7 protein-coding genes and 2 pseudogenes are annotated in these 9,741 nt (G+C 66.0%); 4 read left to right on the plus strand and 5 right to left on the minus strand.

From position 1 onward, the window contains the following. The 3 genes from Q7J58_RS12735 to Q7J58_RS12745 form a co-directional block, all read left to right on the plus strand. A partial coding sequence (locus Q7J58_RS12735; protein ID WP_304828457.1) for a serine/threonine protein kinase occupies nt 1–454 on the plus strand: 454 nt, incomplete at its 5' end. A gap of 98 nt (nt 455–552) precedes the next feature. After that, nucleotides 553–1,014, plus strand: a complete 462-nt coding sequence (locus Q7J58_RS12740; RefSeq protein ID WP_304828460.1) for a MarR family transcriptional regulator — start codon at nt 553–555, stop codon at nt 1,012–1,014. A gap of 51 nt (nt 1,015–1,065) precedes the next feature. Beyond that, nucleotides 1,066–1,491 (plus strand): organic hydroperoxide resistance protein, encoded by a 426-nt coding sequence (locus Q7J58_RS12745; RefSeq protein ID WP_304828463.1) that lies wholly within the window; start codon nt 1,066–1,068, stop codon nt 1,489–1,491. Between the two features lie 105 nt (nt 1,492–1,596). Here the strand turns inward: Q7J58_RS12745 and Q7J58_RS12750 are convergent. From Q7J58_RS12750 to Q7J58_RS12770, 5 genes and pseudogenes are all read right to left on the minus strand, one after another. Further along, nucleotides 1,597–1,920, minus strand: a pseudogene (locus Q7J58_RS12750) (hypothetical protein); the annotation flags it as partial. Between the two features lie 134 nt (nt 1,921–2,054). Further along, entirely contained in the window at nt 2,055–4,004 is a 1,950-nt protein-coding gene (gene htpG, locus Q7J58_RS12755) for a molecular chaperone HtpG (RefSeq protein ID WP_304828466.1), read from the minus strand. A gap of 88 nt (nt 4,005–4,092) precedes the next feature. Next, complete coding sequence (locus tag Q7J58_RS12760) at nt 4,093–5,367, minus strand: alpha/beta hydrolase (RefSeq protein WP_304828468.1); 1,275 nt, start codon at nt 5,365–5,367, stop codon at nt 4,093–4,095. 83 nt (nt 5,368–5,450) lie between these two features. Then, nucleotides 5,451–6,806, minus strand: coding sequence for a pseudouridine synthase (locus Q7J58_RS12765; RefSeq protein WP_304828470.1), 1,356 nt, complete (start codon nt 6,804–6,806; stop codon nt 5,451–5,453). 58 nt (nt 6,807–6,864) lie between these two features. Next, nucleotides 6,865–7,599 (minus strand): Crp/Fnr family transcriptional regulator, encoded by a 735-nt coding sequence (locus tag Q7J58_RS12770; RefSeq protein ID WP_304828473.1) that lies wholly within the window; start codon nt 7,597–7,599, stop codon nt 6,865–6,867. Between the two features lie 188 nt (nt 7,600–7,787). Here Q7J58_RS12770 and Q7J58_RS12775 point away from each other — a divergent pair. Next, nucleotides 7,788–9,734: pseudogene (locus Q7J58_RS12775) on the plus strand (AMP-binding protein). Nucleotides 9,735–9,741 lie beyond the last annotated feature (7 nt).

The following is a 9,741-nucleotide window of genomic DNA, read 5'->3' on the forward strand; positions in this document are numbered from 1 at the left end:
GGTGCTGCGGGCCGACGCACCAAACAGCGAAGGCGGCATCCAGCGCCTGCGCCTGCACGGCGACTGCCACCCCGGCAACAGTTTGTGGACCCCCGAAGGCCAGCCCGGCGCCGGGCCGCATTTTGTGGACCTGGACGACGCCCGCACCGGCCCCGCCGTGCAAGACCTGTGGATGCTGCTCAGCGGCGACCGCCGCCAGCAAACCCAGCAGCTCGGCGCGCTGCTGGACGGCTACGAACAGTTCCGCCCGTTTGACCGGCGCGAGCTGGCGCTGATCGAACCCCTGCGCACACTGCGGCTGATCCACTACAGCGCCTGGCTGGCCCGGCGCTGGGACGACCCGGCCTTCCCCATCAACTTCCCGTGGTTCGGCAGCCGCGACTACTGGCAGGGCCAGGTGGACATGCTGGTGGAGCAGATGGAAGAAATGCACAACCCGCCGCTGATGGCTTGAACCCGCCCCCCGCGCCGGGCTTCCATGAAGCCTTGTTCGGGTCATGGTTATTCCCAATTCAATTGCACACAATTTAATTGCACTCTACAGTTCAACCCATGGTCACACGCAACACCCCTGACACCGCCCTCTCCGACCAAGCCCTGCGGCTCGACAACCAGCTCTGCTTTGCGCTGTATTCGGCCTCGCTGGCCATGACCAAGTTGTACAAACCGCTGCTCGACGAGCTGGGCATCACCTACCCGCAGTACCTGGTCTTGTTGGTGCTGTGGGAACGCGACGGGATCACCGTGTCCGAGTTGGGCGAACGGCTCAGCCTCGATTCCGGCACGCTCACGCCGCTGCTCAAGCGCCTGGAAACGGCGGGCCTGGTGTCGCGGCTGCGTGACACGCAAGACGAGCGCCGCGTGCTGGTGCGCCTGAGTGCCGCCGGGCGCGAGCTCAAGCAACGCGCGGCGCGCATTCCCGGCTGCGTGCTGCAGGCCTCGCAGTGCAGCGTGGCCGAAGCCATGGCGCTCACCCACCAGATTCAAACCCTGCGCAACCGGCTCACCGGTTAATCCCTCTTTTTCAACCCGCTTCACCGAAGCAATCCACCCCAGGAAACCACCATGACCACCCTCACCCAAGTGATTTACACCGCCCGCGCACACACCACCGGCGGCCGCGAAGGCAACTCGCGCAGCGACGACGGCCTGCTCGACATCCAACTGACCCCACCCAAAGCCATGGGCGGCGCGGGCACCGCCACCAACCCCGAGCAGCTGTTTGCTGCGGGTTACTCGGCCTGCTTCATGGGCGCGCTGAAACACGTGGCGGGCCTGAAGAAAGTGGCCGTGCCGGCCGACGCGTCGATCGACGCCGAAGTGGACATTGGCCCCATCCCGGCCGGCTTTGGCATTGCCGCCCGCCTGGCCGTGAGCCTGCCCGGCCTGGACCGCGCCGTGGCCCAGGACCTGGTGGACACCGCGCACCAGGTGTGCCCGTATTCCAACGCCACACGCGGCAACATCGACGTGACCATCACGCTGCTCTAAGCCTGAGCGTCTTTCGGACACACCGAAAGGCGACATCAAAAAAGCCCACCTGGACCACCGGGTGGGCTTTTTTGCATTCTGAGCGGGAGAGCGTTACTTCTTGTCGTTGGGATCGTAAATGGTGGTGCTGGTGCCCACGCCCACCCCCACGCGGGCCTTGCTGTCGCCTATGGGGGCGCTCACCCCCACACCCGCGCCCGCGTTGACCCGGCCATCCTGGTTCACCCCCACGCCCACGCCCACCGGCCCCACCTGGGTGCCCACACCCAGGTTCACACCGCCCGAACCCACGCCCACCCCAATGGAAAACGGGCCAACGGGAATGCCGATGCCGACCGACGCGCAGCCGCCCAACAGCGCCGCAGCGGCCAGCACCACCGCCGACGCGCTTCGGCCCACCACAGGGCGCAGAGAAAGAAGGGTTTTCATGGTGCGGGGCTCCAGGTTCACAAAGACGTTCATTTTCAGGGCAGTGGGCCCAAAGAAAAACCCCGGTCCTGCACACAGTTCCGGGGCCTCCACGTTCAGCAGAACGCCGAACAACCAGCGTCAAACCACCCAGCTCACACCAGCAAGGCGTTGACGCGCTTCACATAGGTGGCAGGGTCTTCGGGCAGACCGCCCTCGGCCAGCAAGGCCTGGTCAAACAGGATGTGCGCCAGGTCGTCAAAGTGGGCGCTGCTCTCCAGTTTTTTCACCAGCGCGTGCTCGGCGTTCACTTCCAGAATGGGCTTCACCTCGGGCGCGTTCTGCCCGGCTTGCTTGAGCATGCGGGCCAGTTGGGTGCTCATGCCGTGGTCTTGCACCACCAGGCAGGCCGGCGAATCCACCAGGCGGGTGGTCACGCGCACGTCTTCGGCCTTGTCTTTCAGGCTGGCCTTCAGGCGCTCCAGCACCGGCTTGAAGGTTTCGGCGGCCTCTTCGGCGGCTTTTTTCTCGGCCTCGTCCTGCAGGTCACCCAGGTCCACCGCGCCCTTGGCCACGCTTTGCATGGGCGTGCCGTCAAAGTCGTGCAGGTGCGACAGCGCCCACTCGTCCACGCGGTCGGTCATCAGCAGCACTTCAATGCCCTTCTTGCGGAACACCTCCAGCTGCGGGCTGTTTTTGGCGGCGGCCAGGTTGTCGGCGGTGATGTAGTAGATGGCCTGCTGGCCTTCTTTCATGCGCGCCTTGTAGTCGGTCAAGCTCACGCTCACCGTGTCGCTGGTGGTGCTGGCAAAGCGCAGCAGCTTGGCCAGTTTTTCGCGGTTGGCAAAGTCTTCGCCCAGGCCTTCCTTCAGCACGGCGCCAAATTCGGCGTAAAACGCGCTGTATTTGCCCGCGTCTTTTTCGGCTGCGGCCTGGTCTTCAGCGCTCACCACATCGGTCACGCCGTCCGCGCCTTCAGCGGCTTTGGGCGGCACGTCCTTGCGGGCCAGGTCTTCCAGCATGGTCAACACGCGGCGGGTGTTGCCTTCGCGAATCGCCTTCACGTCGCGGCTTTCCTGCAGCAGCTCGCGGCTCACGTTCAGCGGCAAATCGGCCGAATCCACCACGCCCTTGACCCAGCGCAGGTAAGACGGCATGAGCGCCTCGGCCTCGTCCATGATGAACACGCGCTTCACATACAGCTTGATGCCCGACTTGCGGTCGCGGTTCCACAGGTCCACCGGGGCTTTGGCCGGGATGTAGAGCAGTTGGGTGTATTCGGTGCTGCCCTCCACGCGGTTGTGGCTCCAGGCCAGCGGGGCGTCCTGGTCGTAGCTGAGGTTTTTGTAAAACTCGGCGTACTGCTCTTCCGTGATGTCTTTCTTGCTGCGCGCCCACAGCGCGTTGGCCGAATTCACCGCCTCCCAGGCGTCTTGCTTCACATATTCGCTCTTCTCAGCGTCCCACTCTTCCTTCTGCATCAGGATGGGCAGGCTGATGTGGTCGGAGTATTTGCCGATGATGGACTTGAGCTTCCAGTGGCTCAGGTACTCGCTCTTGTCGTCGCGCAGGTGCAGCGTGATGCTGGTGCCGCGCGCGGCGCGCTCGATGGTTTCCACCTCAAAGTCGCCGGTGCCGCCGCTGGTCCAGCGCACGCCCTCGGCAGCCGGCAAACCAGCGCGGCGGCTTTCCACCACGATTTTGTCGGCCACGATGAAGCCCGAATAAAAGCCCACGCCAAACTGGCCAATCAGCTGCGCGTCCTGCTTCTGGTCACCGCTGAGGTGGCTCATGAAGTCTTTGGTGCCGCTCTTGGCAATGGTGCCCAGGTGCTCCACCGCCTCGGCCAGGCTCATGCCAATGCCGTTGTCGGTGATGGTGATGGTCTTGGCGTCTTTGTCAAACGCCACGCGCACGTCCAGGTTCGGCGCGTCTTCAAACAGCGCGGCGTTGTTCAGCCCTTCAAAACGCAGCTTGTCGCAGGCGTCCGACGCGTTGGAGACCAGCTCGCGCAAAAAGATGTCGGGGTTGGAATACAGCGAATGGGTGACGAGGTGCAGCAGTTGCGACACTTCGGCCTGGAATGACAGGGTTTGTTTGCTCATGGATCTTTGTTGAGTTTGAAAAAAACAGAGGCGCGCTCCGGCAGGGAGCGGTCACGCAAGGCGTGAGTTATGGGCGGGGTGCGGGTTTTCAAGGCCCGGGGTCGGGCACCGGGCGCAACCAAGCCAGCAGCTGTGCCGCTACGGCCGGGCTGGACAACAGCTCCAGATGCCCGGTGCGGTACGCCACGTACTGGCTTTCGCGGGCAAACACCAGGCGGCGGGCCGGCTCGCCGTGCTGGCCCAGCGCGCTGTTCAGCGGCACCAGGCCATCGCCCATGAGCCGGTCGGCCAGCAGGCCGCGCTGGGGCGCCAGCGTGGCGGCCACGGCGAAGCAAGCCACACCTTCGGGCAAGGGCAGCGGGGTGCGGTGGTCTTGCGGCGAGGCGAAGCGGTCGCGGCCTTGCCAGTCGGCGTCCAGCACATGGCCGTGGCGCAGGTCGGTGATGCCCGCGCTGCGGATCTTGCCCAGCTGGGCAAACGGCAGCGTGTGCGGCGACGAAGCCAGCAGCAAGTCCACCCCGTGGCCCGCGCGCTCCAGCGGGGCGCCGTGGTGCGGCGTGCCCAGAAACACCAGCTCGCGCAGCCGCTGTGTCCATTGCAAACCTGCCTCGCGCGCCGCCTGCACGGCCGAGCGCGCCACCAACCCGCCCATGCTGTGGCCCACGATGCTGATGCGCTGCAGCGGCACCGGCCAGGCCACCAGCAGCTGCTCCAGTTGCAGCGCCAGCTCGCGCCCGTTGGTGGAGGTGTGCAAGCCCGAGTTGTAGCGCAGGTACACCGGCGTGCAGCCCAGCGCCTGGGCCAAAAAAGCGCCATGGTCGTGCCCGCTGCGCCGCCACTGCGTGTCGTTCATGCACAGGCCGTGCACCAGCAACAACAGGTGCGGGCTGGGCTGGGCCAGTTGTGCCCGCAGCAGTTCGGGCGCCTGCGGCAGCACACGCCCGCCCTGGCGCAGCTCCATGGTCTGGGCCAGCGGGTTGCCAAAGCTCTGTAGCCGGTCGCCCAACACCCCGTTGAGCGCAGCCAGCACCGCATCGCGCTCGGGCGAGGCCTCGGGGTGCGTGGCCGGGTCGTCCACCAGCGGCAACAGCAGAGCCAAAGCCCCGTCCAGCCCATGCCCCACCATCTGCGCCACACCGCGAATGCCCCGGTAAATCTGCCCCGTGAGACCACCGGTCTGTTCGGGCACAGCCCCACCCGAAAACCCCAGCCGCCGCAGCACCGACTGGTGCACGCCCTCGGTGATGTTGATCACGCCCTGCGTGGCCTGCGAAGCCAGCTGGGCCGCGCTGCGCAGGTCGGACGGGCGCACGTGGCGCAGCGCGGCGCGCTGGGGGGGCTTGGGTGGGGTGGAGGCGGTCATGGGTGCATTGTGGCTGCGCATGGGTGCCCGCAATGGGGGCCGCACTCTATGCCTTGTTTGAAAGCGGCATCCGGCTCAGCAACTCAAGCAAACGACTCCCCCGCCCCCAGATACCGCCACTGCCCGACTGGCAAATTGCCCAGCACCACGTTGCCAATACGGATGCGTTTGAGGCCCACCACGTGCAGGCCCACCTGTTCGCACATGCGGCGGATCTGGCGCTTTTTGCCTTCTTTCAACACGAAGCGAAGTTGTTCGGGGTTCATCCAGTCCACTTGGGCGGGTTTCAGGGGTTGGTCGTCCAGGCTCAGGCCGTGGCGCAGGCGGGCGAGCTGGGCGGCGGGAAACACCGCTTGCACGTCTTGTGTGACCACGCCGGCGCCGTGTGGGCCGTTGGGCGCGTAGTGCACGCGCACCAAATATTCCTTTTCAATGCCGCTGCTCTCGCCGATGAGTTGGCGCGCGATGCGGCCGTCTTGCGTGAGCACGAGCAGGCCCACGGAATCGATGTCGAGCCGTCCGCAGGGTGCCAGGCCCCGGGTGTGTTCGGGGGCGAAGCGGCGGTTGTCGGCGGGGTGGCGGGCGTCACCGCGCCACTGGCTGGGCGCGCCAATGAGGGTGGCGGCGGCTTCGTGGCCGTCTTCGGGCTGGCCGCTGACGTAGCCCATGGGTTTGTGCAGCAGGATGGTGACCTGCCCCGCCTGCTGGTGGCGCGCCTGGGGCAGCACGTCCACCTGGGCGTCGGGCGCCACGGGCAGGCCCATGACGGCGGGCTCGCCGTTGACCAGCACCCAGCCGCGGGCGATCCATTCATCGGCCTCGCGGCGCGAGCACAGCCCGAGGTCGGCCATGCGTTTGTTCAGGCGAATTTCACCGCGCACGTTGCCGACGCGGGCGAGGTCGGGCCGGTGCGGTGGCGGCGGGCGCGGGGCCCCGGACGGGCCGCGCTGCGAACGGTCACCGCTGCCAGGGGCGTCGCGGGGGTCGCGCGGGTTGCCATAGGGCTCGCTGCGGCGGGGCCGGTCGCTGGGTTGGGGGCGCTCGCTCCAGCCGCGCTCGTCGCCGCGCGGTGCGGCAGGTGTGCGGCCGTAGGCGTTGGGCTGTTCGGCACGGCCACGGGGGTCTTGCCGGCTGTCTTGCCGAGGTGCTTGGCGGTTGTCGAAGCGGTTATCTGGCCGGTTCGTGGGCCTGTTGTCGGGGCGGTTGTCGGGCCGTTCTTCCCCGCGGCGTTCGCGTCCGTCGGGCGCGGGTGCGCCACGTGGGCCGTCGCCGCGTTCGGTGGCCGAGCGCGGGGGCTTGGGTGCCGAGGCGGACACGCTTTGGGCGCGGGCCGGGCCGGGTGGGCGCACGGGGGCGCGGCGCGGCGCAAAGGGGTCGGACGGCTTGCTGGCGGCGCCCGGTTTGAGTGTGAGGGTGCGGGCGGGTTTGTCGGTGGTCATGTGGCAATCATCCCAGATGGGCTGCAAGAAAAATAGAATTTGCGCGGGCGACTGACGTTCAGCGCGGCTCCAGCTCACCCGAGCGCAACGCGGCCAGGTCAAGCACGCGCAGGCCGCCGTATTCCACCCGTATCCAGCCCTTGGCGGACAGGGTGGACAGGGCTTCGTTGACCCGCTGGCGCGACAGCCCCACCAGGTAGGCCAGCTCTTGCTGGGTGATGCGCAAAATGCCGTCCACGTTGGGCGAGAGCAGCGGGTGAAACAGCGCGGCGAGGTTGCGGGCCACGCGCAGGTCGGGGTTGTTGAGACGGTCGATTTCGCGCGCGGCGATGAACTGGCCCAGGCGCTCGTTGAGCTGCAACATGACGAAGCGGTTGAAGCCAATGGAATGGTCGAGCAGCCAGTGAAAGGTGTCCACCGGCACGCCGGCCACGCGGCATTTGCGCAGGGCCTGCACGTTGTAGCGGTAGGGTTCGCGCTTGAGCACCGTGCCCTCGCCAAACCAGCCGCCGGGGGCCAGGCCGGTGAAGGTGATGGCGAAGCCCTGCGACTCGTCGTTGTTCATCTTCAGCAGCCCGTCCACCAGGCCAAACCAGTAGGTGGCGGAACGCCCGAAGCGGATGATGTAGTCGCCCGCCAAGACTTCGGTGACGACCAGGCCCTCGAGCGCACGCTCGCGCTCGGCGGGGCCCAGGCTGGGCAACCAGGGAATTTGCGCCAGCTCGGCCTCGGTGGGTGCCCGGGCCCGCTGACGCAACGCAGAACCTGAACGGCTTGACGGAAATGAGGCCATGGCGAAAACCCAGTTGGCGAGAAAGCACTAGGGAAAGTCCTAGGAGGGAAGACCCCTCAATTGTCGTCGCACTGACAACATAACGTCAAATGCAGGCATACCATCCGCACCAGAATGATTTGACCGCGGTGCGACCGTATCGATCCAGAGGCGCTCTGGACCGGTCCCCGGACTCAGGAGACGTTGCCATGCAAAACACTTTCCCCCGGCTGTTGCTGGAACACGCGCAGCGCCGCCCCGACGCGCCCGCCATGCGCGAAAAGGAATACGGCATCTGGCAGACCACCAGTTGGTCGGCCATGGCCAAACTGGTGGAAGCCATTGCCTGCGGCCTGCACCAGGCGGGCTTGCAGCGCGGTGAGCACATGGTGGTGATCGGTGCCAACCGCCCGCGCCTGTACGCCACGATGCTGGCCGCGCAGTCCATCGGCGCCATTCCGGTGCCCCTGTACCAGGACGCGGTGGGCGCCGAATGCGTGTTCCCCATCAACAACGCCGAGATCCGGTTTGCCGTGGTGGAAGACCAGGAGCAGGTGGACAAGATGCTGGAGATTCGCGACCGCTGCCCGCAGCTCTCGCACATTTACTTTGACGACCCGCGCGGCCTGCGCAAGTACGACGAGCTGGGCCTGGGTGCACTGGAAGAGCTGGTGGCCGCGGGTCAGGCGTTTGCCAAGATCCACCCGCAGCTGTTCCGCGAACAGGTGGAGATGGCGGCCCCCGACGACGTGGCGGCCATGTTTTTCACCAGTGGCACCACCGGCAACCCCAAGGGCGTGGTGCACACGCACAACACGCTGATCGACCGCGCCGCCGTGGGCACGCGTTTTGACAAACTGACCGACAAAGACGAGGTGCTGGCCTACCTGCCACCGGCCTGGATTGGCCAGAACATCTTTTCTTATGCGCAGTGGCTGGTGGCGGGCTATGTGGTGAATTGCCCCGAGTCGGGCGCCACCGTCACCATCGACCTGAAAGAAGTGGGCCCCACCTACTATTTCGCACCACCCCGGGTGTTTGAAGGCCTGCTCACCACGGTGATGATCCGCATGGAAGACGCGGGCGCCTTGAAACGCAAGATGTTCCACACCTTCATGGACGTGGCGCGCCGCGTGGGCCCCGACAAGCTCGACGGCAAACCCGTCGGCCTGGCCGATTCGGTGCTGTACGCGCTGGGCAATATTTTTGTGTACGGCCCGCTGCGCAACAGCCTGGGCATGAGCCGGGTGCGCGTGGCCTACACGGCAGGTGAAGCCATCGGCCCCGACCTGTTCAGCTTTTACCGCTCCATCGGCATCAACCTCAAACAGCTCTACGGCTCCACCGAAACCGCCGTGTTCGTCTGCCTGCAGCCCGACCACGAAGCCCGCGCCGACACCGTGGGCGTGCCCTGCGAAGGCGTGGAAATCAAGCTCAGCGACACCGGCGAGATTCTGGTGAAGTCGCCCGGCCTGCTGAAGGAATACTACAAAAACCCCAAGGCCACCGCCGAGGTGCTGACCGCCGACGGCTGGTACCACACCAGCGATGCCGGCTTTATCGACGCCTCGGGCCACCTGAAGATCATCGACCGGGTGAAGGACGTGGGCCGCATCAAGGGCGGCGCGTTTGACAAGGCCATGTTCGCGCCGAAATACGTGGAGAACAAGCTCAAGTTTTTCTCGTACATCAAGGAAGCCGTGGCCTACGGCGACCAGCGCGAGAAGGTCTGCATCATGGTCAACATCGACATGGAAGCCGTGGGCAACTGGGCCGAGCGGCGCAACCTGCCCTACGCCGGTTACACCGACCTGGCGCAAAAGCCCGAGGTGTACGAGCTGATCCGCGACTGCGTGGAAAAGGTCAACGCCGACCTGAGCCGCGACTAGTTGCTGGCCGGCAGCCAGATCAGCCGCTTCCTGGTGCTGCACAAGGAACTGGACGCCGACGACGGTGAGCTCACCCGCACCAACAAGGTACGCCGGGGCTTCATTGCCGACAAGTACGGCGTGCTGGTGAACGCCCTGTACGGCGACCAGAAAGAGCAGTACATCGAAACCCAGGTGAAGTTCGAAGATGGCCGCACCGGTTCGGTCAGTGCCACGCTCAAGGTGGGCGACGCCAGGACATTCACCCCTGTGAAGGCTGCAGCATGAGCGCCGC

Source organism: Hydrogenophaga sp. (assembly GCF_030656115.1).
GTDB lineage: Bacteria > Pseudomonadota > Gammaproteobacteria > Burkholderiales > Burkholderiaceae_C > Hydrogenophaga.

Coding starts and splice junctions, on each gene's coding strand:
- Q7J58_RS12740 (WP_304828460.1), top strand. CDS start 553: ATGGTCACACGCAACACCCCTGACACCGCCCTCTCCGACCAAGCCCTG.
- Q7J58_RS12745 (WP_304828463.1), top strand. CDS start 1,066: ATGACCACCCTCACCCAAGTGATTTACACCGCCCGCGCACACACCACC.
- htpG (WP_304828466.1), bottom strand. CDS start 4,004: ATGAGCAAACAAACCCTGTCATTCCAGGCCGAAGTGTCGCAACTGCTG.
- Q7J58_RS12760 (WP_304828468.1), bottom strand. CDS start 5,367: ATGACCGCCTCCACCCCACCCAAGCCCCCCCAGCGCGCCGCGCTGCGC.
- Q7J58_RS12765 (WP_304828470.1), bottom strand. CDS start 6,806: ATGACCACCGACAAACCCGCCCGCACCCTCACACTCAAACCGGGCGCC.
- Q7J58_RS12770 (WP_304828473.1), bottom strand. CDS start 7,599: ATGGCCTCATTTCCGTCAAGCCGTTCAGGTTCTGCGTTGCGTCAGCGG.